25 protein-coding genes, 2 tRNA genes and 1 pseudogene are annotated in these 26,796 nt (G+C 66.3%); 12 read left to right on the top strand and 16 right to left on the bottom strand.

Translation table 11 applies throughout. From position 1 onward, the window contains the following. Window positions 1-5: 5 nt before the first annotated feature. Both LRS12_RS19130 and LRS12_RS19125 read left to right on the top strand, forming a co-directional pair. Window positions 6-1,062, top strand: a pseudogene (locus LRS12_RS19130) (sugar phosphate isomerase/epimerase family protein). Beyond that, entirely contained in the window at window positions 1,062-2,921 is a 1,860-nt protein-coding gene (locus LRS12_RS19125) for an MFS transporter (RefSeq protein ID WP_257846052.1), read from the top strand. The pseudogene LRS12_RS19130 and the gene LRS12_RS19125 overlap by 1 nt, the downstream one beginning before the upstream one ends. A gap of 134 nt (window positions 2,922-3,055) precedes the next feature. On the opposite strand, the gene LRS12_RS19120 is transcribed toward LRS12_RS19125, so the two are convergent. Next, a complete protein-coding gene (locus tag LRS12_RS19120; RefSeq protein WP_257846051.1) occupies window positions 3,056-3,667 on the bottom strand; it encodes a thioredoxin family protein in 612 nt (203 codons plus the stop codon). 87 nt (window positions 3,668-3,754) lie between these two features. Between LRS12_RS19120 and LRS12_RS19115 the strand changes: the two genes are divergently transcribed. Both LRS12_RS19115 and LRS12_RS19110 read left to right on the top strand, forming a co-directional pair. Continuing rightward, a complete protein-coding gene (locus tag LRS12_RS19115; protein WP_257846050.1) occupies window positions 3,755-4,375 on the top strand; it encodes a gluconate 2-dehydrogenase subunit 3 family protein in 621 nt (206 codons plus the stop codon). Beyond that, complete coding sequence (locus LRS12_RS19110) at window positions 4,375-6,066, top strand: FAD-dependent oxidoreductase (RefSeq protein ID WP_257846049.1); 1,692 nt, start codon at window positions 4,375-4,377, stop codon at window positions 6,064-6,066. The genes LRS12_RS19115 and LRS12_RS19110 overlap by 1 nt, the downstream gene beginning before the upstream one ends. Here LRS12_RS19110 and LRS12_RS19105 read toward each other — a convergent pair. The 4 genes from LRS12_RS19105 to LRS12_RS19090 are packed head-to-tail and all read right to left on the bottom strand — an operon-like array spanning window position 6,063 to window position 9,028. Further along, window positions 6,063-6,902, bottom strand: coding sequence for a DUF1080 domain-containing protein (locus tag LRS12_RS19105; RefSeq protein ID WP_257846048.1), 840 nt, complete (start codon window positions 6,900-6,902; stop codon window positions 6,063-6,065). The genes LRS12_RS19110 and LRS12_RS19105 overlap by 4 nt on opposite strands. Next, window positions 6,899-7,252, bottom strand: a complete 354-nt coding sequence (locus LRS12_RS19100; protein WP_257846047.1) for an alpha/beta hydrolase — start codon at window positions 7,250-7,252, stop codon at window positions 6,899-6,901. The genes LRS12_RS19105 and LRS12_RS19100 overlap by 4 nt, the downstream gene beginning before the upstream one ends. Beyond that, window positions 7,203-7,811, bottom strand: a complete 609-nt coding sequence (locus LRS12_RS19095; RefSeq protein WP_257846046.1) for a hypothetical protein — start codon at window positions 7,809-7,811, stop codon at window positions 7,203-7,205. Before LRS12_RS19095 ends, LRS12_RS19100 begins: the two co-directional genes overlap by 50 nt. A gap of 8 nt (window positions 7,812-7,819) precedes the next feature. After that, on the bottom strand, window positions 7,820-9,028 hold the full coding sequence (locus LRS12_RS19090) for an MFS transporter (protein WP_257846045.1): 1,209 nt from the start codon (window positions 9,026-9,028) through the stop codon (window positions 7,820-7,822). 172 nt (window positions 9,029-9,200) lie between these two features. On the opposite strand from LRS12_RS19090, the gene LRS12_RS19085 reads away from it, so the two are divergent. After that, the gene (locus LRS12_RS19085; protein WP_257846044.1) at window positions 9,201-10,646 is read left to right on the top strand and encodes an MFS transporter; all 1,446 of its coding nucleotides are present in this window, start codon (window positions 9,201-9,203) and stop codon (window positions 10,644-10,646) included. A 98-nt stretch (window positions 10,647-10,744) separates the two neighbouring features. On the opposite strand, the gene LRS12_RS19080 is transcribed toward LRS12_RS19085, so the two are convergent. The 6 genes from LRS12_RS19080 to LRS12_RS19055 form a co-directional block, all read right to left on the bottom strand. Continuing rightward, window positions 10,745-10,820: transfer RNA gene (locus LRS12_RS19080), tRNA-Thr, on the bottom strand. A gap of 41 nt (window positions 10,821-10,861) precedes the next feature. After that, a complete protein-coding gene (locus tag LRS12_RS19075; RefSeq protein WP_257846043.1) occupies window positions 10,862-11,719 on the bottom strand; it encodes a hypothetical protein in 858 nt (285 codons plus the stop codon). Between the two features lie 7 nt (window positions 11,720-11,726). Beyond that, entirely contained in the window at window positions 11,727-12,347 is a 621-nt protein-coding gene (locus tag LRS12_RS19070; protein WP_257846042.1) for a response regulator transcription factor, read from the bottom strand. A 73-nt stretch (window positions 12,348-12,420) separates the two neighbouring features. Further along, entirely contained in the window at window positions 12,421-13,737 is a 1,317-nt protein-coding gene (locus tag LRS12_RS19065) for an ATP-binding protein (RefSeq protein WP_257846041.1), read from the bottom strand. Next, on the bottom strand, window positions 13,737-16,028 hold the full coding sequence (locus LRS12_RS19060) for a CHASE domain-containing protein (protein WP_257846040.1): 2,292 nt from the start codon (window positions 16,026-16,028) through the stop codon (window positions 13,737-13,739). The genes LRS12_RS19065 and LRS12_RS19060 overlap by 1 nt, the downstream gene beginning before the upstream one ends. Before the next feature lie 91 nt (window positions 16,029-16,119). Further along, window positions 16,120-16,196, bottom strand: a tRNA-Pro gene (locus LRS12_RS19055). Between the two features lie 184 nt (window positions 16,197-16,380). On the opposite strand from LRS12_RS19055, the gene yajC reads away from it, so the two are divergent. The 5 genes from yajC to LRS12_RS19030 all read left to right on the top strand — a co-directional run bounded on the left by yajC (window position 16,381) and on the right by LRS12_RS19030 (window position 20,916). Then, window positions 16,381-16,722, top strand: coding sequence for a preprotein translocase subunit YajC (gene yajC, locus LRS12_RS19050; protein WP_257846039.1), 342 nt, complete (start codon window positions 16,381-16,383; stop codon window positions 16,720-16,722). A gap of 4 nt (window positions 16,723-16,726) precedes the next feature. After that, entirely contained in the window at window positions 16,727-18,370 is a 1,644-nt protein-coding gene (gene secD, locus LRS12_RS19045) for a protein translocase subunit SecD (RefSeq protein WP_257846038.1), read from the top strand. A 12-nt stretch (window positions 18,371-18,382) separates the two neighbouring features. Continuing rightward, window positions 18,383-19,360, top strand: a complete 978-nt coding sequence (gene secF / locus LRS12_RS19040; protein ID WP_257846037.1) for a protein translocase subunit SecF — start codon at window positions 18,383-18,385, stop codon at window positions 19,358-19,360. Next, window positions 19,360-19,722: an MTH938/NDUFAF3 family protein gene (locus LRS12_RS19035; protein ID WP_257846036.1), complete on the top strand. Its 363-nt coding sequence runs from the start codon at window positions 19,360-19,362 to the stop codon at window positions 19,720-19,722. Before secF ends, LRS12_RS19035 begins: the two co-directional genes overlap by 1 nt. Window positions 19,723-19,791: 69 nt before the next feature. Further along, a complete protein-coding gene (locus LRS12_RS19030) occupies window positions 19,792-20,916 on the top strand; it encodes a DUF3089 domain-containing protein (protein ID WP_257846035.1) in 1,125 nt (374 codons plus the stop codon). Between the two features lie 42 nt (window positions 20,917-20,958). Here the strand turns inward: LRS12_RS19030 and LRS12_RS19025 are convergent, their stop codons facing one another. The 3 genes from LRS12_RS19025 to LRS12_RS19015 form a co-directional block, all read right to left on the bottom strand. Next, window positions 20,959-22,125 carry a glycosyltransferase gene (locus tag LRS12_RS19025; protein WP_257846033.1) on the bottom strand — a complete coding sequence of 389 codons (1,167 nt, stop codon included), beginning with the start codon at window positions 22,123-22,125 and terminating at the stop codon, window positions 20,959-20,961. Between the two features lie 46 nt (window positions 22,126-22,171). Next, entirely contained in the window at window positions 22,172-22,555 is a 384-nt protein-coding gene (locus LRS12_RS19020) for a glycine zipper 2TM domain-containing protein (protein WP_374581620.1), read from the bottom strand. A gap of 101 nt (window positions 22,556-22,656) precedes the next feature. After that, window positions 22,657-22,983, bottom strand: coding sequence for a glycine zipper 2TM domain-containing protein (locus tag LRS12_RS19015; RefSeq protein WP_257846032.1), 327 nt, complete (start codon window positions 22,981-22,983; stop codon window positions 22,657-22,659). Between the two features lie 96 nt (window positions 22,984-23,079). On the opposite strand from LRS12_RS19015, the gene LRS12_RS19010 reads away from it, so the two are divergent. After that, window positions 23,080-23,514: a cupin domain-containing protein gene (locus tag LRS12_RS19010; protein ID WP_257846031.1), complete on the top strand. Its 435-nt coding sequence runs from the start codon at window positions 23,080-23,082 to the stop codon at window positions 23,512-23,514. Between the two features lie 1,075 nt (window positions 23,515-24,589). Beyond that, a complete protein-coding gene (locus LRS12_RS19005) occupies window positions 24,590-25,333 on the top strand; it encodes a sulfite exporter TauE/SafE family protein (protein WP_257846030.1) in 744 nt (247 codons plus the stop codon). Between the two features lie 16 nt (window positions 25,334-25,349). Here LRS12_RS19005 and LRS12_RS19000 read toward each other — a convergent pair whose 3' ends face one another. Then, window positions 25,350-25,613 carry a hypothetical protein gene (locus tag LRS12_RS19000; protein ID WP_257846029.1) on the bottom strand — a complete coding sequence of 88 codons (264 nt, stop codon included), beginning with the start codon at window positions 25,611-25,613 and terminating at the stop codon, window positions 25,350-25,352. Between the two features lie 2 nt (window positions 25,614-25,615). Continuing rightward, window positions 25,616-26,758 carry a molecular chaperone DnaJ gene (gene dnaJ, locus LRS12_RS18995; RefSeq protein WP_257846028.1) on the bottom strand — a complete coding sequence of 381 codons (1,143 nt, stop codon included), beginning with the start codon at window positions 26,756-26,758 and terminating at the stop codon, window positions 25,616-25,618. Window positions 26,759-26,796: the final 38 nt, after the last annotated feature.

Raw genomic sequence — 26,796 nt, 5'->3', positions numbered from 1 at the left:
CGGAAGTGAAAACCATCAAGGGACCGGGCATCTTCCTCGCCCAATTCGCGGGCGACGCTGCGCCGTACAACTCGCTCGACAGCATCGCGGCGTGGGTCGCCTCGCTTGGCTACAAGGGCATCCAGATTCCTGAGCTGGGACAATCGCCTGTTCGACCTCGACCGTGCGGCGGAAAGCCAGGATTATTGCGACGAAGTGGCGGGCATCGCCGCGTCGCACGGCCTCGCCATCACCGAGCTGTCGACGCATCTTCAGGGCCAGCTGGTCGCGGTCCATCCGGCCTATGACGCGCAGTTCGACGGCTTTGCGGCCGAGCATGTGCGCGGCAACCCGGCGGCGCGGCAGGAATGGGCCGTCGATCAGGTCAAGAAGGCTGCAACCGCGAGCCGCCGCCTCGGCCTCAGCGCGCATGCCAGCTTCTCCGGCGCGCTCGCCTGGCCCTATGTCTATCCCTGGCCGCAGCGTCCCGCTGGACTGGTCGAGGATGCGTTCGACGAACTGGCGCGCCGCTGGCGCCCGATCCTCGACCATTTCGACAATGAGGGCGTCGATATCGGCTACGAGATCCATCCGGGCGAAGACCTGCACGATGGCGTGACGTTCGAGATGTTCCTCGAGCGCGTCGGCAACCATCCGCGCGCCAACATCCTCTACGACCCCAGCCACTTCGTGCTGCAGCAGCTCGACTATCTGGCGTTCATCGACATCTATCACGAGCGCATCAAATGCTTCCACGTCAAGGATGCCGAGTTCCGGCCGACCGGGCGGGCAGGGGTCTATGGCGGCTACCAAAGCTGGGTCGATCGTCCGGGCCGGTTCCGTTCGCTCGGCGACGGGCAGGTCGATTTCGGCGGCATCTTCTCCAAGATGGCGGCGTATGACTTTGCCGGCTGGGCGGTGCTCGAATGGGAATGCGCGCTCAAGCATCCCGAACAGGGCGCGGCCGAAGGGGCGCCGTTCATCGACCGCCACATCATCCGCGTCACTGAACACGCGTTCGACGATTTCGCCGCGGGCGGGGCGGATCGCGACCTGAACAAGCGCATCATGGGGATCAGCTGATGGCGGTGGCCGAGCGCGCGGGAACCTTGCCGCCGCTCGGCTGGCCGACCCGGTTCGCCTTCATGGCGTGCGCCATGCCGGAGCTGATCAAGAGCTTTGCATGGGACGCCTTCGTCCTGTTCTTCTACGCACAGGTGGTCGGGCTCGACGGCATGTTGCTGGGTGCCGCGCTGGCGATTATCCTCGTCTTCGATGCGGTGGCCGATCCCTATATCGGCGCGTTGTCCGACCGGATGGACCGCGCTCCGCTCGGGCGTCGTCATACGCTGATGGCCGCCGCCGTGGTGCCGTTCGCGGTCGGGATCGCGATGGTGTTCCGCGTGCCCGCCGGAATGGAGCAATGGCAGATCTTCGCCTGGCTGCTCGGCTTCGGGCTGCTCGCGCGGGTCGGCATCTCGTTCTGGACCGTGCCGGCCTATGCGATGGGCGGGGAGCTGACGCGCGAGAGCGGGGAGCGCAACATCGTCGCGGTGATGCGCAACATGGGCAATCAGCTCGCGATCCTGACCGTGCCCTACGCCGCCTTTGCCTGGTTCTTCGTACGCGGCGGCGGGTTCAGCAAGCCGCAGCTCAACCCGGCACCCTATCCCGATTTCGGTCTGTTCATTGCCCTATGCGGCGCGGTGCTGATGGTGATCGGCCTGCTCGGCACGCGCGCACGGATGCGGGCGGTGGAGCAGCTCGACCGGAGCGTGGCGAGCGAAGCGCCCGAAACGCTGCCGCAGCTGTTCCGGCGGCTGGTCGCGGCGATCCGCACGACCCCCAATGTCGGGCTGTTGCTGCTCGTCGCCTTGCTGGTGCTGTTCACGAACTCGGTGGTGAACCAGCTGACATTGCACCTCGCCACCTATTTCTGGCAGCTCGACGGCAGCTGGACGCCGCGCCTGCTGATCGCCGGGGTGATCGGGTCGCTCGTCGCCATGTTCCTTGCGCCCGCCTGGATGAAGCTGGTGGGCACGCGCACGGCGATGATCTCGGGACTCGCAGTATTCTTCATACTGCAGGCGGGGGCGGTGCTGCTGCCGCTGCTCGGCCTGTCGCCGCTGCCCGCAAGCGCTGCGATCGGGGCGTTCGTGTTCGCGTTCCGCGTGCTCGGCGGCGTCGCCTATGGCCTTTATGTGGTGCCGTTCAACACCGTCACCTATGACATTGGCGACGAGCATGAGGCGAATACCGGCAAGCCGCAACAGGGGCTGGTCGCCAGCTTCATGTTCATCGGGCTTCAGGTCGGCAGCGGGCTGGTCGCGCTGTTCGCCGGGTCATTCCTCGGCATCATCGATTTCCCCGTCGGGCTGCCGGTCGACCAGATGCCGCAGGACAAGGTGCGCGCGCTCGCCTGGTTCGTCACCGCGCTGATCGTGATCGCGGGCGCGGCGATGGCCTGGTTGGTCGGGCGGTTCGACGTGTCGGCGGAAAAACAGGCCCGCATCCGCGCCCAGCTGGCGCAGACGCGGGCAGGGGGAGCTAGTCGGCGTCGGCAAATCCTGCACCGGCGCCATAGAAACGGATCGTCCCGTCGTTGTCGGGAGCGCTCACCCCAACGCAGAGCTGGACCCCGAAGCGCAGCCGCAGCAGCGGATCGAACGGGATCGTCGTCAGTCGCCGCGCCGATGCGGGGTAGAATTGACGCCATTGTTCGGGTGGATCGAACGGCACCGCCTCGCTGTCCGGCACGGTCTCCCGCTCGGTCAGCGGAATGCGGTCCATCCCGCCATGCTGCAGCACCAGCCAATGGATTCTGCGCGCCGTCGGCGACTTCCCACATCAGCGAGACCTCGGCGAGCGCTTGCGCCCGCCCGTCGCGCAGCACCGGGGTGGGGGAGGGGGAAGTGGAACCAAGCGTCCCGCCCGGCACGTAGGCGGAAGCTGGAGAAGAAGCCGCGGTGCCAGCCGAACCCCTCCGACCAGTCCGCACCGTCGACCGGCGCGAAGAATTCCGGGCCGCGCTCCTGCGGCACCACCGCAGCGGACGGGAGCCAGATGCGATCGGTGATCACGCCCATGTGGGCGAGTTCCCCTCAAGCCACTTGATCGAACACCCCGCGCTGGGCCGTTGCGGCTGCGGCGGTGCCTCGCCCCCAAGCAGCGCTGCGGCGGCGCGGCGCATATCCTCGCCGGTCACCGGCAGGTCGGTGCGCAACGGCGGAAGGCCCGGCACCGGCGGGCGGTTGATCTTCGGGCGGCTGGCATCGAACTGGCCCGCGTAGAACAACCGCAGATCGGAATCGAACATGAAGAAGTCCGGCGTGCAGATCGCCTCATAGGCGATCGCGACCTGCTGGTCGGCATCGTAGAGATAGGGGAAGGGGAAGCCGCGCTCGGCCGCGAAGACCTTCATATGGTCGTAATCATCCTCGGGAAATTCGACGATGTCGTTGGACGAGATTGCGACTACGCCGATGCCCTTCGCCTGATATTCCCGGGCGAATGCGACGAAATCGTCGATCAGGTGGAGCACGAACGGGCAATGGTTGCAGATGAAGGCGACGACCAGCCCGTTCGGTCCGGCGACATCCTCCAGACGCACCGTCCGCCCCTGGGTATCGGGGAGCGCGAAGGCTGGCGCCGGGGTGCCAATCTCCATCATGCGCGATAGTCTGAGCATCCGACACCTCTCCGCTAGAAATAGAATATACATTCTGATATCAGCCTGAGTCAGCGTCGGCAAGGACCGGCGAGGAGAGGGCGTTTTATGGGTCAGGCGGGCTGGACACGGCGTGAATTCGGCGGGGGCGTGGCGTTGCTCGCGGCGGTGGTGGGGATGCCCGCAGTCGTCGCGACGCTGTCGAAGCAGGATGAAGGCGACGCGCCGAGCGACCGCCAGCGCGCGATGATCCGCGACATCAGCCAGCTGGTCATTCCGCGCACCGGCACCCCGGGCGCGGGGGAAGTGGGAGTGGGGGACTTCGTGATCCTCGCGCTCGCGCACGGCCTCGACAAGAGCCGCGCTCCGGTCGCGGCGGACGCCCTGCCAGCCAGCCTCCACGCCTATCGTCGCAGCGACGGCAGTCTGCGCCATCTCGACTGGCTGGAGGCCGAACTCGACCGCGCCGCCAATGGCGACTGGATGGGCAAGCCCGTGGCGCGCCGCGCTGCAATCCTTACGCGACTGGACGCCGATGCCTATGCCGCGAAGGACCATCCCTGGAAGACGGTGAAGGGATTGATCCTGACCGGCTATTATACCTCGCAAACCGGCGGCGCGCAGGAACTGCGCTACGAGTTGACCCCCGGGCGGTTCGACCCCGCGGTCGCGGTCAAGCCGGGCGAGCGTGCCTTCTCCAGTGACTGGACCGCGGTGGATTTCGGCTGATGGCGGACAATATGCATTTCGACGCGATCGTGGTCGGCTCCGGCATCACCGGCGGCTGGGCGGCCAAGGAACTGACCGAGGCGGGGCTGAAGGTTCTGATGCTCGAGCGCGGGCCGATGATCGCGCACCAGACCGGATATGTGAACGAGACCAAGGCGCCATGGGACATGCCGTTTCGCGGGATCGGCGACGCCGAGAAATATGCCCGCGACTATCCGGTCCAGCGCGGCAATCGCCATTTCACCGAGTTCACCGAGCCGCATTTCGTCAACGACGCCGACAACCCCTATGCGACCGAGGACGGCACCGCGTTCAACTGGTATCGCAGCTATAATCTGGGCGGACGCTCGCTGACCTGGGGGCGGCAGTCCTATCGCTGGTCGGACTATGATTTCGACGCCAACCGGCGCGATGGCAACGGCACCGACTGGCCGATCCGTTATGCGGACATTGCCCCCTGGTACGACAAGGTCGAGGAGTTCATCGGCGTCTCCGGCGCGGCGGAGGGGCTGGCCCAGCTGCCCGACGGGCGCTTTCAGCCGCCGATGGCGCTCAACGTGGTCGAACAGGCGGTGCGCGAGAGAATCTCTGCGCGCTGGCCCGACCGGCGGCTGACGATCGGGCGCACCGCCAATCTGACTCAGGCGAAGGACGGGCGCGGCGAATGCCAGCGCCGATCGATCTGCGCACGCGGCTGTTCCTATGGCGCCTATTTCTCGACCCAGTCGTCCACGCTGCCCGCTGCGCAAAAGACCGGCAACCTGACCCTGGTCACCGATGCGGTCGTCGAGAAGATCGACTATGACGCGGCGACGCGGCGCGTGACCGGCGTGCGCTGGATCGACGGCAAGACCAAGGCGCGTGGGCAGGCGACCGCGCGGATGGTGTTCCTCAATGCCGGGGCGTTCAACTCGGTCCATCTGCTGCTAAATTCGGCGATCGACGCGATGCCGAACGGCCTCGGCAATTCCAGCGGCGTACTCGGCACGCACATCATGGACCATGCCAGCACCCTGTCGGCGATCGCGCTGTTTCCGGGATTCGAGCAATGGACGACCTTCGGCAATCGCCCGACCGGTATCGTCATTCCGCGCTTCCGCAATCTCGATGCGATCGACGGCGCGGGGCACAGTCGGGGCTTCTCGTTCCAGGGCGGCGCGCTGCAATCGGGCTGGACGCGCGGCAAGCGCGAGGCGGGGATTGGTGCTGCGTACAAGGATGCGCTGCAGCCGCCCGGCATGTGGCGGATGGTGCTGGTCGGCTTTGCCGATTGCGTGCCGCGTGCGTCGAACCGCATCACGCTCGACGCGAAGCGCACCGATGCCAATAGCTTGCCGATCCTGAAGGTCGAATTCGCGTTCGGCGCGGAGGAACATGCCGCGCTGGCGCAGGCCAAGGCCGATGCGGCCGACATGCTGACCCATGCCGGCGGCAAGGTCATCATGGGCTTCGACCGACCCAATCCGGGCGGCAGCGCGATCCACGAAATGGGCGGCGCGCGGATGGGCGCGGACCCGGCGACGTCGGTGCTCAACAAATGGAGCCAGGCGCATGACGTCGCGAACCTGTTCGTCACCGATGGCGCGCAGATGAGCTCATCCGCCTGCCAGAACCCCTCGCTCACCTATATGGCGCTCACCGCACGCGCGGCGGTGCATGCCGTCGAGCTTTTGAAGGAGGGCGCGCTCTAGTAAGAGCCGTGCTTGCGGATCGCGGCGATGTCGCTCGCCGAGAGTGGGCGGATCGCGATGTCGCTGAACCAGATCTCGGCATGCTCGAATTCGAGCGCGATCCGGCCCCGCGTCAGCGGCGTGGACGCACCCTGCGCGCCTGGGCCGATCATCTTGAACAGCGTGTTGACGATGCGTCCGTTGACCAGATGCGCGGCCTGATCGCCGAATGCGATGAGGTCGAGCGTGTTCCATCCGTCGAGATTGGCGAATGCGCCCGAATGGCGGAACCATTGCCGCGCGATCCCGCCGGCGCGCACCGGCTCAACATACTCTTGCGGCATGGACGGGAAGTAGTTGGGCCAGAGCGGCGTACCGCCCAGCAGCGGGCCGTGCAGCGCGCGCGTATCGATCATGATCGCGTCGCCGACATCGCCTTCCTCGACCTGAAACTCGACCCCGGGCGGGAAGAGCCGGTCGGTCGCCGGACCCATATGATAGAGGATGCCGCTGTTGCGCCGCTGCAGCTTGCGCGGGACGAACCGCGCGCTTCCCCAGCGAAAACGCAGCCGCAGATGATAGTCGCCATGTTCCGCCAGCGTCGAGATATGCCCCGGCGCGGTCCCGTCGCCACGATAGCGCGGGCCGAGAAAGCGGAGCATCCCGCGCTCGATCGCGACTGCGCCGTCACGATCCGTGTCACCCGCGCCCTGCTGGTGAAAGCGCCAGCCATTAAGCGTCCGGCCATCGAACAGCGGTCGCCATGCCGCATCGCGTGCATTGGCGAGCGCGACCGCAATCCCCGGCGACAGCAGCGCCGCGCCCGCGCCGACGGTCAGAAGGTCGCGGCGGTTCACTTCTCGGCCGCGCGCAGCATCCCGATCGCGCCCAGCCAGCGGTGGAACGTCGCGATCCACCCCGCCGATGCGGTGCCCTCGCGACCCAGCCCGAAGCCGTGGCCACCATTGGCGAGCAGGTGGAATTCGATCGGCTTGCCCGCCGCGCGATAGCTGTCGAGCAGGGGCAGGCCGGTCTCTCGGGTGAGCAGGAAATCGTCCGCCGCGATCAGCACGAACATCGGTGGCGCGTTCGCCGGCACGGTCATCGCCGACATGTTGGGATAGATCGGCGCGACAAAGGCGGGCATCGCCGCGCCGCTATTCTCGACTACCGACCGGGTCAGGAAGCCACCAGCCGAAAAGCCCATGAAGCCGATTCTGCTTCGGGTCCACGCCATAGCGCGCAGCATTGTCGCGGACATGCGCCAGCGCGGCGAGGCCGTCGGCCAGCGCTTCGGGCGGCGTGTCCTTGGGCGGTGCGAAGCCGACCGTCTGCCCCGCGATCATCCGATTGAACTTGTCCTCCCACTCCGCATTGTCGCGCGGCGTCGGCAGCACGCGATATTTGAGGACGAAGGCGGCGATGCCGTGGTTGGCGAGCCAGCGCGCGACCTGCCACCCCTCGGCATCCATTGACAGGCCCAGGAATCCGCCGCCCGGTGCGACGATCACCGCTGCGCCGGTCGATGGACCGGCGGGGAGCACCGGGGTCAAGGTCGCGTGCGACACATTGCGCACCCCGATCGACCCGTTCTGCGTCATCCATTGTTCGCGATCCGGCGCGCCCTTGGAGGCGGTCGGCAGCGGCACCGCGCCCGGCTGGAGCGGTGCCTCGATCACCTCATACCGAAAACGCGGTGGCCCCTGAGCGGCTGCAGACGAAATGGCGAGGAGTGCCGCGATGGCGCTCAGCAAAGGTCGGATCATGGGATGCCTCATGCAGCTGCGGGTTGAAGCGCCGGGCGACGGTCGATCACCAGCCAGGTGACGATTCCGCCGACGATGCCGACAATGCCGGCAATCAGGAACGCGCCCTGCATCGTTCCGACCTGCGCGCGCACCACGCTGACCAGCAGCGGCGAAACGAACTGACCGAAGAAGAAGCAGGCGGTCCACACCCCCATACCGCGCCCGCGATGGGCATAGGGCAGCTTGCGCTGCGCCCAGGCGATCAGCGTGACCACGCCCATTCCCGCGCCGGTCTGCTGCACCATCATGCCGAGGATCATCATCCGCCAGTCGCTGGCGAGGCCGATGATCGCGAGACCGGTGCCGAGCGTGACGAGCAGCGCGAAGAGCTGGCCGCGCGAGCTGACCTGCCAGCGCCCGAGCAGCCAGAACACGCCCGCGCCGACCAGGATGAACAGGCTGGGCAATGCGGTGATCCGCCCGATCTTGCCCGGATCCTTGACCCCCAGTTCCTGCCAGACCAGCCCGCCATTGATGATGAAGACATAATAGAGGACCGACACGAACAGGGTCACGCCGCCGATTGTCGCGAACACGCCCCACGGAATCCCGCCATCGGTGGTCTCGCCCTCGACCCGCGCGGGTGCGACCTCACGCTGCGGCTCGTACATGTAGCGCAGCATCGCGAGGAATATCGGGAAGGCGAGCAGGTAGAGCAGGAAGATGCCGTTCCAGCGCCAGGCGGTGAGCGCCCCGGCAAAGAAGATCATCACCGACGACAGCGCGGGACCGACCAACCCCTGCATCGTCAGCCAGTTGCGGCGGCTCCGATCGTTCCAATAGTCGGCGATCAACGTGTTGAGCGTGGTCAGGATCGCCGCTTCGCTAACGCCCAGCAACAGCCGCGAGGCATAGATGGCGTCGAGCGATTCGAGCAGGAACGGCGCGGAGCCGAACACGCCGTAGAGCAAGGTCGATCCGAGCAGCAGGCGTCGGCGCCCGAAGCGATCGACCATCAGACCGACGAACAGCGCGGTGATCGCAATGGTCAGACCGGGGGCGGAGACCATCGCCGGCACCTTCCAGCTGGCGTTCGGATCGGCCCCGAAATGCGCGATCATCGCCGGCACCGCCGGGAACATCGATACGATCGCCATGATCGGCAGGAACCCCGCGATGATGACGGTGAACCCCTGAGCCGGGCCTGGCACCCGCGTCGAGCCTGAATCCTGCAACGCCTTTACTCCCCTCCGCGCAGCCGCACACCACCGGCGACCGCCTCACAATAGCGGTCGTCGATCGCCGCTTCGGCTTGACGCTACGCGAAAGCGGATCATAATAGAAGCATCATTTTAATTAGGGCTGGGCAGCAAGTGCGCCGCCCGGAGTTTTCGGGACGATAGGCGAATGGAGCGAGGGGCAAGCGTGCCGCAGGGCGGCGGCGCGGCGGAGCAGTTGACCGACCGCCAGCGCATGCTGGCGTTCGTGACGGTCCTGATTGCCTTCGTGCTTGAGGTCGCCGACACGACGATCGTCAACACCGCGCTGCCCGAGATTCGGCGCATGCTGGATGCCTCGTCGGCCGCGATGCAGTGGATCGTCGCGGGCTATCTGCTGGTGCTCGGCGCGCTGCTGCTGCTCGGAGGGCGGCTGGGCGATGCGTTCGGATATCGGCGGATGTTCCTGATCGGCGTCGCGGCGTTCATCGCAACATCGGCGCTATGCGGATTGGCGCAGACGCCCGAGCAATTGGTGGTGGGGCGCCTGCTTCAGGGGGCAGCGGGCGCGGTGATGGGGCCACAGGTGATGGCGATCGTCCAAACCCTGTTCTCGCCGCTGGAGCGGGTCGCGCGGCTCGCCTGGTTCGGGGTGATCGGCGGCCTCGCCGCGATCCTCGGGCCGATCCTTGGCGGGTTGCTGATCGAATGGAACTGGTTCGGCCTGGGCTGGCGGCTGATCTTCCTGATCAACCTGCCGATCGGGCTGGTCGCGCTGTGGATGGGCGCGCGGACGATCCCCCGTCGCGATGCGGGACACCAGCTGCGGATCGACCTGCTCGGCGCGGCGCTGTTCGCCATCGGCTTCGCGGCGTTGCTGTTCGCGCTGATCGACGGGTCGGAACGGGGCTGGCCGGTCTGGGCCATTCCCTGCGCGCTCGCCGGGGTCGGGGCGATCGGTGCAGGCTGGGCACGTGCGGTGGCGCGGCGGCGCAGCGGGCTGGCGGCGATCATCGAGCCCGCGCTGTTCCGCCTGACAACGTTCCGCTGGGGTCTGGTCGCGGTGCTTGCCTTTTCCGCCGGAGCGACCGGGTTCCTGCTGGTGCTCGCGGTCGCGCTGCAACAGGGGCTGGGCAAGTCGCCGCTCGATACCGCGCTGGCGCATGTCCCCTTTGGCCTTGGCGTGATGGCGGGGATCAGCCTGATCGGGAAGAAATATCTCCCCCGCTTTGGTCGCTGGCTGCTGATCGGCGGCGCGCTGGTGATGATCGTTGGGGCGAGCGGGGCGCTGGTGCTGATCGGAAACGGGATCGGTGCTGGTCCAGGACTGATCGCGCTGCTTGCGCTGGCGGGGACGGGCATGGGGATGCTTGCCGGGCCGCTGCCCCCAGTGGTGGTCGCCGATGTCGACCGCGTCTTCGCGGGTACCGCCAGCGCTACGCTGCGCACTGCACAGCAATTGGGTGGCGCGATCGGGATCGCGGTGATCGGTTCGGCCTATTTCGCAGCTGCGGGGAATGGCACCGGGCATCTCGCCGGTCTGCCGATGGCGGGCGCGATGTTCGTCGCGCTCCTCCTCCTCGCCATTGTCGCGGCCTTGCGATTGCCGGCGGATATTTTCGGCGTGCATCGCTAGAAAGCGCGTTGATGTGACCGGGAGAGACCCGTCACCGGCGCGCTCGGAAGAGGCGGGTCAGACATTGCGGCGCAAGAGCGGGAAACCGCCGAAAAAGGTGGTGCCGGTTGCAGGAATCGAACCCGCGACCTTCGGTTTACAAAACCGCTGCTCTACCAGCTGAGCTAAACCGGCGCGGCGGGCCGTGGCCCGCATCTGGATGCTGCCCCTTTGCGTCAAGCGATGCCGAACGTCCAGCCCTCTGCGCGCGCAATTGCAGGCGTCATCGCTCTCGGCTGCCACAGCGCGGGGTCGTGAGCCGCGCGCCGCAGCCATGCGGCGGTCAGCAGCGCATCGGTCGCATCGTCGTTGTAAACGGTGAGCGGCGCGTGCGGCTGAGTTCCCAGCGCGGCCAGCGCCTTGTCGAGCGCGCGCGCATCGCGAATTTTCGATCGTCCCTTGCGCGCACCCGCCGCGCGCGCCGCGATCGCGGTGTAGATCTCGACCACGCACGCGCCGCGTTTGGGCATGGGGTCGAAGGGCCATAGCGGTACACGTCCGTTCAACCGGTGGAGCAGCCGCATTCCCGCGAAACTCGCCTTGGATACCTGCGCCGCGCCGATTGCGTCGAACACGGTGGAGGGCTTGGTGCTGCCGTCATGCGCGATTTCGCACGCGCGCCAGTGGAGGAAGTCTGCCTTGGCCCCGTCCGCGGCACCCAGGTAGAAATGCGTGCCCCGCCGAGCGTCGATGAACCCGGCCGCGCCCAGATCCGGATCGTCGCTCGCGGCCTCGACATGCGCCCACAGCGCGCGGGCGTCGTCGCCTTCGGTCTCGCCCGGCAAATGCGCGCCGCGCGCGACGAACGGCGCGGAAAAGCTGAAGTCGAACCCGATCAGGATCGGCTCGTCGGCAAGCGCCATTACCCAATCCAGCACCTCGCCGCGCGCCCATGCACGGCCGGGTGGGGGAATCAACTCCGGCGCGGCGTCCCCCGCCTCGCACAATGCGACCGCGATTCCGGGATGGCGCGCGCCCTTTGCCCCCGACCAATCGATCGCGGCGAATCGGGTGAAATGATGATCTGCGGCCAAAGCCGGCTCAGCCCGGCGTCTCGATCCCCGCGAGCACCGCCAGCCTGATCGCCTCGGCAAAGCTCGACACATCGAGCTTGAGCATGATCCGCGCCCGATGCGATTCGACGGTCCGGACGCTCAGCCCGAGCTTCTCGGCAACTTCGCGGTTGGTCAGTCCATCGACCAGCAACGCCAGGATCTCCACCTCGCGCTCGCTCAACGTTGCCAGCCGCTCGCGGTCGCGGTCGGAACGGCTCCCTTCGGCCAGATTTCGGTCGAGGAGTTCGAACGCGACCTTGAGCGGTCCGAGCAGTTTTTCGAGCGTAAACGGTTTTTCGATGAAATCGATCGCGCCACGCTTGAGCGATTCGACTGCCGAGGTGATCTGCCCCTGTCCCGACACGATGATCGCCGGAAAACGACTATGGTCGAGCGCGCGCAGCGCTTCGTTCCCCGACAGGCCGGGCATGTTGAGGTCAAGCAGCACGACCCCCGGTGCGGCACCGTCCTGCGCTGCGGTCAGAAATGCTTCCGCAGATTCCCAAGCGTTGACGCTCACCCCGGGCAAGGTCGCCACAAGGCTGGAGATTACATCGCGGGCAAGATCATCGTCGTCAACGACATGAACGGTTCTTGGCATCTTCATTCGCTACCCCGGAGCGGAACGCGCCTGATAAACGCTCTGCTCCACAAGTCCATCCGGTTCGGATTGTAACTACTCAAACCGCATCTTTCTGTGAACTCGATTCGATCCTCTCGAGCAGCGCGCGTGCGAGAGCGATGCGCTGTTCGGGACGGGCGTCGATCATTGCGCGCTCGGTCTCGCGCGCCATGTCTCCAGTTGCGGTGTCGCCGAAATGCCCGGCGGTCCCGGCCAGCTTGTGGATATCCGAGAGCAGCGCGGCGATCGACCGCGCGTCGTCTGCGGCCGGCAGGTCAAACGCGCGCAACGCCTCGGCCAGCGCCGTCCGCCGCTCGACATAGCGTTTGACCAGCGCAGGGGGCAGCGGTTCGGCGGGGGGAGGCGTCGTCGGCAGGGCGGGACGCAACCCGTTGCCCGGTCGTTGCCGCGCCCAAGTCGCGATCGCCTGTTCCAGTGCTTCGCGCCGCACCGGCTTGGCCAAATGCGCCTGCATTCCCGCCGCGAAACAGGCGTCGATGTCATTCTGATAGACATTGGCCGACAGTGCGACGATCGGCAGAGTCTGTGCGCTGAACCCCATGCTGCGCAGCCGCTGGGTCGCGCCGATGCCGTCCAGCACCGGCATCTGGATGTCCATCAGGATGAGGTCATAGGGTGCCCCTGCCTGTGCTGCAACCTCGGCCCGAACCACTGCGTCGGATCCATTGCTGGCGACATCGAGATCCAGTCCCAGCCGCGCCGCGGTCGCGCGGATCAGCGCCTGGTTGATCTCATTGTCCTCGGCCAGCAGGACACGGGTCGCCGCGACGTCCGGTATTTTGCGCACGGGTGCGGCGTCGTCGGCGGCGGCCTTCGGCTCGTCGTCCTCGAGCGATGCCGGGATGCATGGCAGGGTGAAATGAAAGCTGCTGCCTTCGCCCACCCGGCTGTTGACCTTCAGCGCACCGCCCATCAGTCGCACCAGCGAACTGGAAATGGTGAGGCCGAGCCCGGTGCCGCCGGTGCGCCCGACCGGATCGAGCTGTACGAAGGACTTGAAGATATCCGACAGCCGGTCGGGCGGGATGCCCGGTCCGGAATCGACCACGGCGAAGCGCATCAGGTCGCCGATCCGGCTGACTTCCAGCCGCACGAAGCCCTGCTGCGTGAACTTGACCGCATTGCCGAGCAAATTGAGCAGTACCTGGCGTAGCCGCAGCTTGTCGCCGCGAACGATTGGCGGCAACGCCGGGTCGATCTGCACCTCCAGCCATACCTGGCGGCGGCGGACGCTGGGCATCAGCATGCGGATCGCCGAATTGGCCAGTTCCTCGAGCGCGACCGGCTCGTCGGCCAGGTCCATATGCCCCGCCTCGATCTTTGACAGGTCGAGCACGTCGTTGAGCAACGACATCATATTCGTGCCCGATCGACGATGATCTGGGCATAGTTGCGCTGTTCGGCGGCCAGCCTGGATTCGAGCAGCAATTCGGCGAATCCGATCACGCCGTTCATCGGCGTTCGGATCTCGTGACTCAGATTGGCGAGGAACGATCCGCGAATCTGGGCCTCGCGCTGTGCCGCATCGCGTGCCTTCAGCAACTGTGCACGCACCCGCGTCTCGTTGGTGACATCCTGAATCACGCCGAACAGGGCGCCGGGCTTGCCGTCCGGTCCCGGCTCGGCACGCCCGACATAGGACAGGTGCCGAAGCTCGCCATCGTCGCCGCGCCGGATCCGCACTTTGAGGGCAAAGGGGGCCTGGTCGCGAACCGAATGCAGCAACGCTTCCCAGGTCCGGCCCTTGTCTTCAGGGTGCAGATAGTCGAGCCCTTCGTCGCGGGTGATCGGCCGGTCCCGGTCGCGCCCGTGGATGCGATAGACTTCTTCCGACCAGAACAGCGTTCCTTCGGCGATGTCGTAGCGCCAGTGGCCGACATGGGTGGTTGCCTCGGTCATCAGCAACAGGCGATTGGCCTCGGACAGTTCGCTGGTCGCGCGTTCCACCTCGCGGGTCACCACTGCCTCACGCCGCGCCACCACCGCCAGCACTGCGGCAAGGGCCAGGTTGATGGTAAGCCCGGTGAGCAGGACCAGTAGCGGCTCGACGCTACCCATTCGCGCCTCGAACGCAGCCGTGCTGCGCCATTCCAGCAACCAGACGCGACCGGCCACGTCGAACTGACGGGATATCACATGTTCAGGGTCATGCGCCGCCTTGGTCTGGCCGGACAGGGTGTCGAACACGGTCGTCCAGCGATTGGCCTCGTCCTGCGCCTGGATACGAAGCTCGAAGTCATGCCCTTGTCCCTGGGTTAGACCCTTGAAGAATCGCTGGGCGGAGAAGGGGTGATACACCCAGCCGAAAAGCGTGCGCCTGCGCTCAGCGACATCGCGCGGCGGAATCTGCGTCGCATAGACTGGACGCATGATCGTGAATCCGTAGCCGGGGCCGCGATACTGGACGAAGTCAAGCGGTCGGGTGGCGACCGCAGCGCCACTATCCCGTGCCTGATCTGCGGCATTGCGGCGCTTCGGGTCGAACGTGATATCCATCCCCAGCACACCCCGGTTTTTTTCCAGGGGGTGGATATAGGTCACCACATAATGGTCGCCCGTGGGTGGCGCGCGGGTTATGCGCTCGATGGGCAGACCGTTGCGTCGGGTTTCCGACAGGAACGCGGCAACATCGGCGCGCCGGACCCGCCGGATAAAGCCGATATCCCGGACACCCGGATAGCTGTTTTCGATATCGATGACCCTGGAATAGGCAACCCATTCGGCCCAGGTGACGCGCTCGCCCGCCGTGAATAGTGCCGAGGCCGCGTCGAGGCTCTGTGCGGTGCGGTTGAGGCGTGCGCGCAACGCCTGCTCGCTCTCGGTCGCCAGCACGGTGAAGCTCGCCTGGCTGCTGTCATGCACCCTGGCCCTCGCGTTGATCCACGCGAACATCGTCAGCGCCAGTCCAAGGCCACAGCCCAGCGCGATATAGCCGAACAGCCCGCGGATCGGCGCACCACGCCACTCGGCCCGGAACCGGCGCCGCTCCCCGATCATCGCAAACGGCGCGACCGACAGGATCCCCAGGATATCGCCCAGCGCCCAGGTCGCCATGCTTCCAGGCACCCCCTCCACTGGAAAGTCGCGCAACGCCATCAGCGCAAGGTGTCCGATCGAGGCAGAAACCAGCGCCGGAATCACGACCGCCAGGGCAATTGCTGCAGCGACGTCGCGTGCGCGCGTCAATTCGACATGATCGCCAAACCGGCGGCGCAAAAGGGTATCCGCGATCAGCGCCTGCAGCATCGCACCCGTCGCTGTCCACACCGCCAGCTCGCCGGCACGCAGCACCGTCGATCCCATCGACACGCCCAGGATCAGGTTCAACGAAATCGAGCCGATGAACACCGCAGGCAGCAACCAGCGCCCGTAAAGCAGAACTGCGCCAACCGCGACGCCCGAGGGCAGCCACAACATCGTCACGTTGGCGGGCGGTACGGCAAGTTGCTTGGCCACCCATCCGCTCGCGATGAACAAGAGGATCAGGATCAGCCCAAGCCGCAACCGTGTCTGAACGGATAGGTGGGTTTCGCCGGGCGCATGTGCACCGGTAACGGCTCTTTCCGGGGCAGGGGCGTCGGTCGCGGGCTCCACACGGCGATCTATAGCAAGCCGCGCGCCGCTTGCATCCCTTGCATTGCCCATCGCGCATCGCGGGGTTCAGGGGAGACCTATGATGGAGTTGCGAAGGCGGAAGGTCAGGCCTGCGGCCTGCATCCCCTGTCCGGAAATAAATTGGTCGGGGCGACAGGATTCGAACCTGCGACCCCCACACCCCCAGTGTGATGCGCTACCAGGCTGCGCTACGCCCCGACCGAAGGCGGCCCCTCTAGGCGGGTGCGGCGGGGGATGCAAGTGGCATTGGGGAAGCGGGTCGGAGGCGCATGCAAAACAGCCGCAGTTGCACCTGCGCAACACAAGTGGTAGCCCGCGCCGCTTGAACCGGGGGGCTTGGCTCCCCACCATTCAGGCCCAACCTTCTGGCCCCGGGAACCTCATGATCATCACCCCAGCATTCGCACAGGCCGCAGGCAGCGCGGCAGGCCAGGGCGGCGCCGCCGCCTCGTTCCTCTCGATCGCGCCGCTCGTCCTGATCTTCGTCGCCTTCTACTTCCTGATGATTCGCCCACAGCAAAAGCGGATGAAGACGCTCCAGGCGTCGATCGGGTCAATGAAGAAGAACGACACCGTCGTCACCGCGGGCGGTCTGGTGGGCAAGGTGGTGTCGGTCGACGACGTCTATGCCAATGTCGAGATCGCGACCGGCGTGAAGGTCAAGGTGGTCAAGGCGACCATCGTCGAGGTCCAGCCGCTCGGCGGCAAGCCCGCGAACGACTGACGCCATGCTCGATTTTCCCAAGTGGAAGGTCTGGGCGGTCTGGCTCAGCATCGCCGTCTGCGTCTTGCTGGCGATCCCAAGCTTCGTGCCGGAAAGCGCGCGCGAACGCTGGCCGTCCTGGATTCCCCAGCCGTCGATCAACCTCGGCCTCGACCTCGCCGGCGGCAGTTCGATCCTGCTTGAGGCGGACGTCAACGAACTCGCCCGCACGCGACTCGCCGCCAAGCGCGACGAGATCGAGACCGAGTTCCGTCGTCAGGACCCGCGGATCGAGATCGGTGACATTTCGACCCGCGACAATCGCATCACCTTCATGGTGCGCGACGTGGCGCAGGTCGATGCCGCGCGCGAACGGCTACTCCAGCTGACCGGCAGCGGCGTCGGCATGTCGGGCCAGCGCGAGTGGACGATCGAGGTGCGCGACAGCACCCGCTTTATCGTCAGCCAGACCAGCGCCGGGCTCGACCAGGCGGTGACTCAGGCTATGTCCGACGCGCGCGAGGTCGTCGACCGTCGCATCAATGCGCTCGGCACGCTCGAACCGACGATCATTCTTGAAGGGCGCAACCGCATCCTGGTCGAGGTGCCGGGGATCAAGGATCCCGAGGCGCTGAAGCGCACCATCGGTACGACCGCGCGGCTTGAGTTCAAGCTGGTCGATACGACCGCAAATCCGGCCGAGATTGCTGCAGGTCGCCCGCCGATCGGCAGTGAGGTGGCTCCTTATCCGGACGCGCCGGGGGGAATGCCCTATGTCGCCTATCCGACAAAGGAGGGCGAGGTCGCCAAGATCGCGCTCAAGCGCCAGATCATCGTCAGCGGCGACCAGCTGATAGACGCCAAGCAGGAATACGACCAGGACCAGCGCGTCGTGGTCGGCTTCACCTTCGATACCCAGGGCGGTCGCCGCTTTGCGCAGGCGACACAGGCCAATACCGGCAAGCCGTTCGCGATCATCGTCGACGGCCAAGTCATCTCCGCGCCGAACATCAACGAACCGATCCTTGGCGGTCGGGGCCAGATTTCGGGCGGCTTTACGGTCGAAAGCGCCAACGAACTCGCCATCGCCCTGCGCTCGGGCAAGCTCCCCGTCGCGCTCAAGGTGGTCGAGGAGCGGACTGTTTCCGCGGAACTGGGTCAGGAATCGATCGAGAAGGGCATCCTTGCCGGGATTGTCGGTACGATCGCGTTGATCGGCTTCATGCTGTTCACCTATCTGCGCTTCGGTATCTATACAGCCGCTGCGCTGCTGGTGAACGCGGTCATGGTGCTCGGTGTGATGGCGTTCTTCGGAGCGACGCTGACGTTGCCCGGCATTGCCGGCTTTGTGTTGACGATCGGTGCCGCAGTCGACGCCAACGTGCTGATCAACGAACGCATCCGTGAGGAACAGCGCATCCGCGGTCGCGCCGCGGTCGCTTCGGTCGAGTTCGGCTACAAGGAAGCAAGCCGCGCGATTTTCGACGCGAACATCACCAATGTCATCTCGGCGGCGATCATGTTCATGTTCGGATCCGGCCCGATCCGCGGCTTCGCGGTCGTGCTCGCCATCGGCATCATCACCTCGGTCTTCACCGGCGTCACCTTCACCCGTCTGCTCGTCGCGGACTGGTTGAAGCGGAACCGGCCGAAGACGATCAATATTTAAGGGCCGCCGGAAATGCGTCCGCTCAAACTCGTCCCCGACAACACCAACATTCCGTTCCTGAAATGGCGGAACGTGGCAATGGCGCTGTCGATGCTGCTCATCATCGGCTCGATCGTGCTGTGCGTCGTCAAGGGCTTCAACCTCGGCATCGACTTCGTCGGTGGCCAGCAGACCCGGGTGACCTTCAGCCAGCCGGTCGATATCGAAACGTTGCGCCAGCGGGTCGAAAGGCTCGGCTATGGCGAGGCGACGATCCAGCGCAGCGGCTCGACGAACGAATATTCGGTCCGCACCCCGCTGCCCGAGGGGGGTGAGGAAGCGGCGAACAAGGCGGCGTCGGCAATCCGCGCCACGATCCAGCAGGGCTATCCCGGCGCCCAGGTCGAAGGCGCGCAGAGCGTGTCGGGCAAGGTGTCCGAAGAGCTGTTCCGCAACGGGGCGATCAGCTTGACGCTCGCGATGATCGCCATCGCGCTCTATGTCTGGTTCCGCTTCGAATGGCAGTTCGGCGTCGGCGCGTTGTTCGCGCTGTTCCACGACGTGGCGCTGACATTGGGCTTCTTCGCGCTGACTCAGCTTGAGTTCGACCTCAACATCGTCGCGGCGATCCTCACGATCATCGGCTACTCGTTGAACGACACCATCGTCGTCTATGACCGTATTCGTGAGAACATGCGCAAATACCGCAAGATGGAGATGGGCGAGCTGCTCGACCTGTCGATCAACGAAACGCTGTCGCGCACCGTGGTGACCTCGCTGTCGATCGGCATCGTACTCACCACGCTGCTGGTCCTGGGTCCGGATGTCATCTTCGGCTTCACCGCCGCGATGCTCCTCGGCATCGTGATCGGTACCTTCTCGTCGGTCTATGTCTCCGCCGCGATCCTGTTGTGGCTGCGCCTCAAGCCCGACAGCTTCCTTCCCAAGGAAGCGACCGGGCCGAAGGGCGCGGAAGGTGCCGAGCGGGTCGATTTCAAGGACATGCCCTGATGCGGGTCGACCGGACCCGCATCGAGGGGCCGGTCGTCTCGGGGTTCAGCGGCCGCGGCTTTCGCGTCGATGACGGCGTGTATGAGGGGCTGATCCTCACGCCTAGTCGCGCAGACGGCTGGAACCCGCCGCCGATCGACGCGCTGACGGTGGACGATTTCGCGCCCTTTCTGGCGATGGACCGACTTCCCGAATTCGTCCTGCTCGGCACGGGCAGCACGCTGCGCCGCCCGTCGCCCGCGCTGGAGGCGGCGTTGCCGTTCGGCATCGACGTCATGGACAGCCGCGCCGCCGCGCGCGCCTGGGGCGTGCTGCGCGCCGAGCTGCGCTGGATCGGTGCGGCGCTCTATCCGCTCGACTAAGGCTCCATACCCGATCTTCCAATTTGATCCCAACTGCGGCATGTTTCCCCAATAACAGGGGAGAGAACCATGCTGACCGCCGCCATCGCCTATGCTGCCGCTCAAGCTGCTGCGCCCGTGCCCGCCGACTATCGCGATACAGCGAACTGGCTGTGCCGCCCGGGTCGGGAGGATAGCTGCACCGTCAATCTTGACGCGACCGTTGTCGCGCCCGACGGCTCGCGCACCGTCGAGAAATTCACTCCTGCGGCAAACCCGAAATTCGATTGCTTCTATGTCTATCCCACCGTCTCGACCGACGAGACGCCGAACAGCGACCTCAGCATCGACCAGGCCGAACGCCGCGTCGCGATGATTCAGGCGGCGCGCTTTCGCAGCGTGTGCCGCGTCTTTGCGCCGATGTACCGCCAGGTGACGCTCAAGGCATTGCGTGCAGTGATGACCGGCCAGCCTTCGGGCGCCGATCCCGCGCTGGGCTATGCCGACGTCAAGGCCGCGTTCGACGACTATATGAAGCACGACAATCAGGGTCGCGGTGTCGTGCTGATCGGCCATAGTCAGGGCGCGCGGATGCTCTCGCAGCTGCTCGAACGCGAGTTCGACGGCAAGCCGGACAAGATGAAGCCGATCATCTCCGCGATGCCGATCGGCTTCAACCTCGACGTGGCGGCCGGCCAGCGCACCGGCACGCTCAAGACGATCCCGACCTGCGCCAGCGCGAGCGACACCGGCTGCGTCGTCACCTATGTGAGCTTCCGCGCGACCGTCCCGCCGCCCGCCAAATCGCGTTTCGCCCGTTCGAGCACGGCGGGGATGCAGGTCGCGTGCACCAACCCGGCGGCGCTCGGCGGTGGAAGCGCGTCGCTCGACGCCTATCTCCCCACCGGATCGCTGATCGGCTCGTCACCGGCCTTCGCATGGAGCAAGGGCGGAGCTCCAGTCACCACCAACTTCGTCAAGCTCCCCGGCATGCTCTCCGGCGCGTGCGTGGTGAATGATGGCGCGAGCTACTTTGAGGTGACACTGAAGCCCGACCCGAGCGACGCGCGCACCGACGACATTCCCGGCGACGTGATGGTCGGCCCCCAGCGGCTCGACGATTGGGGGCTGCACCTGATCGACATGAATTTGGCGCTGGGCGATCTGGTGAAGCTGGCGGAGAGTCAGGCTGAGGCTTGGGCGAAGAAGAAGTGAACTAGCTGCTTTGCGCTCCCGCCTTCGCAGGGGCGCAGGAAGTTAGCGGCGCACTAGCCCCGCCAGATGCGCGTACAGCGCGTCGCGGTTCGCCTCCCAGGTGAACCCGGCCGCGCCCGCACGCACTGCGTCGGGTGGGGGAGGGGCCGCCAAAATCGCCCCGATCGCCTCGGCAAACGCCGCTGCGTTCCGCGCAACGATCCGCCCATGCTCGGGTGCCGTCACCAGCTCACGCGCGCCGCCGGCATCGGGGATCACGACGGGCGTCCCGCTCGCCAGCGCCTCGACCCATGCATTCGCGAGCCCTTCGGACGAGGACGCCAGCGCCATCACGTCCGCCGCCGCGAGCAATCCGGGCAGTTCGCCATGCGCGATGCTGCCCATCAGCGTTACCCGGTCACCCAGCCCCAGCCGGGCAATCTGTCCCGCCAGCTTCGGTCGCTCCGGCCCTTCGCCTGCGATCATCAGCCGCACGCCGGGCAGCGCCGCGACCGCGTCGATGACGATTTCATGCCCCTTGCGCGGGATCAGCGCACCGACGCTGGCGACCAGCGGCCCGGCGACGCCCAGCGCGGCCTTGGCTGCCATCCGGTCGCGCGGGGCAAAGCGGTCGAGGTCGACTCCGGTGCGATGAACGCGGATCTTGTCCGCATCCATCCCCAGCGCGGCCATGTCGTCGCGCATCGAGCCCGCGACCGCGAGCAGCCCGTCGGCGTTCCGCCCTGCGTTGAGCACCTGTGCGGCGGTGGCTGGGGCGCGCCCCCAATGGTGGATGTCCGCCCCCCCGCGCCTTGATCGACACCGGGATGCCAAACGACCGGCCCAGTTCGACCGCCGCGACGCCGTCGGGAAAAAGAAGCTCGCGTCGATCACGTCGAATGCGAAGTCGCGCCGGATCGCGCGCAACATCGGCTTGAGCCGCGCCACCAGCGTCGCGGCATGAAAACGTCCGCCGGTCCCCGGCAGATTGACGAAACGTGGTCGCCAGGTCTCGACGCCCTTCCAATGTTCATGGCGGGGCAGGGCGGAGAGCCCCGCATAGCGCCCGAGCCGCGACAGCGGCCAGGGCGGAAGTCCCAACGGCGCGATCAGCTTCAGCTCGACATCGTGATGCGCGACCAGTCCCAATGTTTGCCGCTCGACGAACACGCCGAAATTCGGGCGTGTCGCATCGGGAAACAAGGATGAAAGGGTGAGCACGCGCAGCATCAGCCACGCGCACTACACGTTTCGGGTTAAATTTGCGCCACCGGCGTCAACGGCAACGGACCTCGCCCTTGTCGACCGAGGCGCCGATTGCCGCGCCACCGGCCGCGCCGATGATCGTACCCAGCGTCTTGGATCCGCCCGGAGCAATAATGTTGCCCAGCACGCCGCCCGCGATCCCGCCGACGATCAGGCCCGCCGTGCCGTCCTCGCGGCGGCAGTAATATCGCCCGTCGCGCCCGACATAGACATTGTCGCCACGGCTCAGGCGCCGTTCCTGATAACGGTCGCCGCTGCGGTAATAGCGTGCGGCATCCCATTCGCCGCCGCTCGCATAGCCGGGCCGGTCATAGCCATATTGCGTGCAGGCACCGGTCAGACCCATCGCCGCTGCGCTCAGTGCGATCATGCCGGTGCGAAGTGAACTAGTCATCGGGCATCTCCCTGTCGTTGATGCCCCCCGCGATGTCCTGCCAACGAAACGGGGCGCGGAAATATCCCGCGCCCCGATCATTTGTTCGCGATGTTGCGAGGTTAGCGACAGCGCTTGCGGCTGCCGCTGCGTTCGATCTCGCGACCCGCCACTGCGCCGGCGGCTGCACCGAGCAGCGTACCGACCGTGCGGTCGCCGCGGGTGTCGATCGAACGGCCCACCAGTGCACCGGCGACGCCACCGATGACCAGACCGGTCGTGCCATCGGGCTTGCGGCAATAGCGGCGGCCGTCACGGCCCTTCCACTCGCGATAGCTGTAGCGCTTCTTGCTGCTCTGCGCCTGCGCGTCGCTCGACGTCACCGGCAGCATCGAAGTGGCCGGGACGGCCAGCGAAGCGGCGCCCAGCGCCAGCATCAGATTACGCATCATATTTCTCCATCTCTACCTGAACTCTGTCCGCCAAGAACGCCGGGGTTTCGGACAGGGTTTCATGAACGCAACATTTCGGGCAGTTCATCTGGCATGCAGGAAGCCCGCAACCTCATCGAACGCCTCGATCTCGCACCCCATCCGGAGGGCGCTTGGTATCGGGAAACTTGGCGTTCTCAATCACTTGTGGATGGCGGTCGCTCACCCGGCACGGCAATCCTGTTCCTGCTGGAACAGGGTCAGCGGTCACACTGGCACCGGGTCGATGCCGACGAACTGTGGCTGTGGCACGCCGGATCGCCGCTCGACCTGATGATTGCACACGAGCGCGATGCCAATCCGGAGACCATCCTGCTTGGCGGCGATGTGGTCGCTGGCTACCAGCCCCAGGCGCGGGTGCCGATGAATCGCTGGCAGGCGGCCGACGCGCATCGCGGCTGGGCGCTGGTCAGCTGCGTCGTTGTCCCCGGCTTCGAATTTGCGGGATTCGAGCTTGCCCCGCCCCGGTGGTCGCCCTCCAGCCGCTAACCATTCCCGCGATCCACGTTATCCACAGGTGGTAACGGTCGATCTGCGCTTCGTCCGACTCGCAAATCGTGACAGCATCACTGGGCGGGCAGATGAGGACGCGGCGGGAAACCAAGGCAGAATCAACTGCTTGTCACGGCTCGATTGTCGCAGGTGCCTTCGGGAAACCACGAAGATCGGGACGGGGACGCCACCCCGGGAAACCGTGAAGGCGATGTTCGCATCGGCTTTGCGGGAACGAAACGGACAGGCGTCCGATGGCATCCTTCGGCCTCGTGCCGGGGATGACAGGCGGAAGGGACGGGACCAATGCCCTCGGGCGGCGGGAACAGACCGGAAGCCCGGACGCAAAGCCCGTCTTCGGACCGGGTGGAGCGGGTTGCAGCGGAGCGACAGTGCCTTCGGGCAAGGTCGGGAAGATGCAGCCAAAGCCGCGACGGAAACGAAGCCTTCGGGCAACAGGACCGACGCGAGGCCATCGAGCGAAACGACCCTTCGGGATCCTATTGTCTTGATGACCGGATCGCGATGCCGGAGCGCCGCAAGGCAGGATGGGATCGCAAGGACATCGAGGCGGGAACGCAGCTCTTCGGAGCCGCCCCCGTCCCGGTGACCGGCCAACGGACGCCTGGCGGACGTTGGGACGCACGGCTCCACGTCCCTTGCCGGTAGTGGAACCATGCTTGCCGCCGCTGCGGCGCACCCGTCTCCCGGATGGGCAGCGAGCGGATGGCGACACCGGGGGCTGGCGGAAACGCCGGCCCCCTTTTGGTTTTGGGGTGCGGAGTGCGCACAGTGCGGTTGCGTTCCGCTCCCTCTCTCCGCTTGCGGGGAGAGGGGGATTCGCCCATTGGCGACGCGCCCGAGGCGACAGGCTCCTCTCCCAACTTCCGCAAGCGAAGAGAGAGCAATACCCTCCCGCAACGCCCCGTCACTCCGGCCCTCGTGTCGGCGTCCACGCCGCCGCACTTCCGACGCTATCGCCTCCTGCTTCCCGGTGGACCCCGGAACAAGTCCGGGGTGACGAAGAAAGGGGGCTGGACTGCGCCAACGTGGTCGTTACGCCTCTATTCCGATGGCCTTCGACACCCTCCACGTCGCCCTTGCCGCCGCGATGTTCTTCGGCGCGTTGCTCTATTCCACCGTCGGCCATGGCGGGGCGTCATCGTACATCGCGCTGATGGCGCTGTTCAGCGTACCGGTCGCGACGATGCGGCCCACCGCGCTGGTCCTCAACCTGATCGTCGCGAGCCTCGGATCGATCCGCTACACTCGCGCCGGGCTGTTCCGTTGGCGCACGCTCTGGCCTTTCCTTGTCGGTGCGTTACCTGCGGCATTCGTCGGCGGGATGATCGAGATCGCCCCCGAACTCTACCAGCCTTCGATCGGCGTGATCCTGCTCTTTGCCGCAGCACGGATGCTGTGGCCGGGCGACATGAAGGCCGAGCGCGAATGGCATGATCCGCCGATCTGGCTCGCGATCCTCGCCGGCGTTGGTCTCGGTCTGCTCGCGGGGTTGACCGGCACCGGCGGCGGCATCTTCCTCTCGCCGCTGCTGCTGTTCTGCGCCTGGTCCGCACCCAAGCCGGCGTCGGGCGTGGTCGCGATATTCATCCTGGCCAATTCCGCCGCAGGACTTGCCGGCAATTTCGCGTCGGTCGGCAGCCTGCCCCCCGAACTCCCGCTCTACGGCGTCGCGGTCCTCGCGGGCGGCCTGATCGGCACCACGCTCGGCATCAAGCTACCGCAAAAGTGGATCCTGCGCGCCTTGGGCGTCGTCCTGCTGGTCGCCAGCGCGAAGCTGTTCGGGGTGTATTGAGCACGGGAGCGTCGGCTCAACGCTTTCGCAGGGTGCAGGCGATTTTCGGCGTGGGATTGCTCGCCTTGCATGCCGCGAGCTCGCGCGGGCTACGGCATTTGCGAACGCGCGGCGTTTGCCGGTCCGCGCCGCGCACGACCGGGCAGGTCTGAACGAGCGTCTTTGATCCCTTCTCGACCGGCTTGAGCGCCACGGACTTGCCTGATGAGGCGCTGGATTGGCTTGCGACGGCGGTCGCGGTTCCTGCCACGATCAGCAGTGTCGCGATCGTCGTCCGCATTGCTACAGCCTCCCGTGCGATCGGGCGTTCAGCCCCCCCACTGCCTTCTTCAGCTTGTCGAAGAACCCGGTCGAGATCGGGCATTCCTCGCCCGTCTCCAGCGCGCGGAACTGTTCGAGCAGTGCGCGTTGTTCGCCCGACAGCTTGGTCGGGATCTCGACCTCGATCCGCACCACCAGGTCGCCGCGACCGCGTCCCTGTAGCACGGGCATGCCTGCGCCGCGCTGGCGCACCTCGCGCCCGCTCTGCGTGCCGGGGTGGAGGTGGACCTTGTGCAGCTCGCCGTCCGGCCCCGGAATCTCGATCTCGCCGCCCAGCGCCGCCGTGGTGAAGCTGATCGGCGCGCGCGCGAACAGGGTCGTGCCCTCACGTTCGAAGATCGCATGCGGCTTGACGTGCAGGAAGATGTAGAGGTCGCCCGGAGGCGCACCGCGCGCGCCCGCCTCGCCCTGACCTGCCATGCGGATGCGGGTGCCTTCGTCGACGCCCGGCGGGATGTTGACGTTCAGCGTCACCGTCTTGTCGACGCGACCCTCGCCGCGGCAGTTGCGGCACGGATCGGCGATCGTCTGTCCCGCGCCGTGGCACGACGGACAGGTCCGCTCGACCACGAAAAAGCCCTGCTGCGCGCGCACCTTGCCGTGTCCGGCACAGGTGGTGCAGCGCTTGGCCATCGTCCCCGGCGACGCGCCGGTGCCGCCGCATGGCTCGCACGGGCCAGACACGTCAATGGTGATGTCGGTCGCCTTGCCGTGGAAGGCGTCTTCCAGGCTGATTTCCATGTCGTAGCGCAGGTCGGCGCCGCGCGCCTGGCGCTGGCCACCGCCACCGCCGCGCCCGCCCATGAACTCGCCGAACATGGATCTGAAGATATCGGAAAAGGCGTCGAAGCCCTGTCCGCCACCGCCGCCCATGCCGCCCGGCCCGGCATGGCCGAACCGGTCATAGGCCGCGCGCTTCTGCGGGTCCTTCAGGCAGTCATAGGCTTCGTTGATCGCCTTGAACTTGGCTTCCTGATCCTTGCACCCGCCATGCTTGTCGGGGTGGCACTGGATCGCCAGCTTGCGAAACGCCGATTTGATCGTCGCATCGTCTGCATCGCGCGAAACGCCGAGCAGTTCGTAATAGTCAATCTGGGTGGTCATTCACGCGGCCCCCGCCCGTTCCCCCGCCGCCTTTCCTT

Source organism: Sphingomonas sp. J344 (assembly GCF_024700005.1).
GTDB lineage: Bacteria > Pseudomonadota > Alphaproteobacteria > Sphingomonadales > Sphingomonadaceae > Sphingomonas.
This window is presented reverse-complemented; position numbering and strand designations above follow the sequence as displayed.

Bases quoted from the DNA above. Each gene is read 5' to 3' on its own strand.
- LRS12_RS19125 (WP_257846052.1), top strand. From the start codon at position 1,062: ATGGCGGTGGCCGAGCGCGCGGGAACCTTGCCGCCGCTCGGCTGGCCG.
- LRS12_RS19120 (WP_257846051.1), bottom strand. From the start codon at position 3,667: ATGCTCAGACTATCGCGCATGATGGAGATTGGCACCCCGGCGCCAGCC.
- LRS12_RS19115 (WP_257846050.1), top strand. From the start codon at position 3,755: ATGGGTCAGGCGGGCTGGACACGGCGTGAATTCGGCGGGGGCGTGGCG.
- LRS12_RS19110 (WP_257846049.1), top strand. From the start codon at position 4,375: ATGGCGGACAATATGCATTTCGACGCGATCGTGGTCGGCTCCGGCATC.
- LRS12_RS19100 (WP_257846047.1), bottom strand. From the start codon at position 7,252: ATGGGCTTTTCGGCTGGTGGCTTCCTGACCCGGTCGGTAGTCGAGAAT.
- LRS12_RS19095 (WP_257846046.1), bottom strand. From the start codon at position 7,811: ATGATCCGACCTTTGCTGAGCGCCATCGCGGCACTCCTCGCCATTTCG.
- LRS12_RS19085 (WP_257846044.1), top strand. From the start codon at position 9,201: ATGGAGCGAGGGGCAAGCGTGCCGCAGGGCGGCGGCGCGGCGGAGCAG.
- LRS12_RS19070 (WP_257846042.1), bottom strand. From the start codon at position 12,347: ATGAAGATGCCAAGAACCGTTCATGTCGTTGACGACGATGATCTTGCC.
- LRS12_RS19065 (WP_257846041.1), bottom strand. From the start codon at position 13,737: ATGTCGTTGCTCAACGACGTGCTCGACCTGTCAAAGATCGAGGCGGGG.
- LRS12_RS19060 (WP_257846040.1), bottom strand. From the start codon at position 16,028: ATGGGCAATGCAAGGGATGCAAGCGGCGCGCGGCTTGCTATAGATCGC.
- yajC (WP_257846039.1), top strand. From the start codon at position 16,381: ATGATCATCACCCCAGCATTCGCACAGGCCGCAGGCAGCGCGGCAGGC.
- secD (WP_257846038.1), top strand. From the start codon at position 16,727: ATGCTCGATTTTCCCAAGTGGAAGGTCTGGGCGGTCTGGCTCAGCATC.
- secF (WP_257846037.1), top strand. From the start codon at position 18,383: ATGCGTCCGCTCAAACTCGTCCCCGACAACACCAACATTCCGTTCCTG.
- LRS12_RS19035 (WP_257846036.1), top strand. From the start codon at position 19,360: ATGCGGGTCGACCGGACCCGCATCGAGGGGCCGGTCGTCTCGGGGTTC.
- LRS12_RS19030 (WP_257846035.1), top strand. From the start codon at position 19,792: ATGCTGACCGCCGCCATCGCCTATGCTGCCGCTCAAGCTGCTGCGCCC.
- LRS12_RS19025 (WP_257846033.1), bottom strand. From the start codon at position 22,125: ATGCTGCGCGTGCTCACCCTTTCATCCTTGTTTCCCGATGCGACACGC.
- LRS12_RS19020 (WP_374581620.1), bottom strand. From the start codon at position 22,555: ATGACTAGTTCACTTCGCACCGGCATGATCGCACTGAGCGCAGCGGCG.
- LRS12_RS19015 (WP_257846032.1), bottom strand. From the start codon at position 22,983: ATGCGTAATCTGATGCTGGCGCTGGGCGCCGCTTCGCTGGCCGTCCCG.
- LRS12_RS19010 (WP_257846031.1), top strand. From the start codon at position 23,080: ATGCAGGAAGCCCGCAACCTCATCGAACGCCTCGATCTCGCACCCCAT.
- LRS12_RS19005 (WP_257846030.1), top strand. From the start codon at position 24,590: ATGGCCTTCGACACCCTCCACGTCGCCCTTGCCGCCGCGATGTTCTTC.
- LRS12_RS19000 (WP_257846029.1), bottom strand. From the start codon at position 25,613: ATGCGGACGACGATCGCGACACTGCTGATCGTGGCAGGAACCGCGACC.
- dnaJ (WP_257846028.1), bottom strand. From the start codon at position 26,758: ATGACCACCCAGATTGACTATTACGAACTGCTCGGCGTTTCGCGCGAT.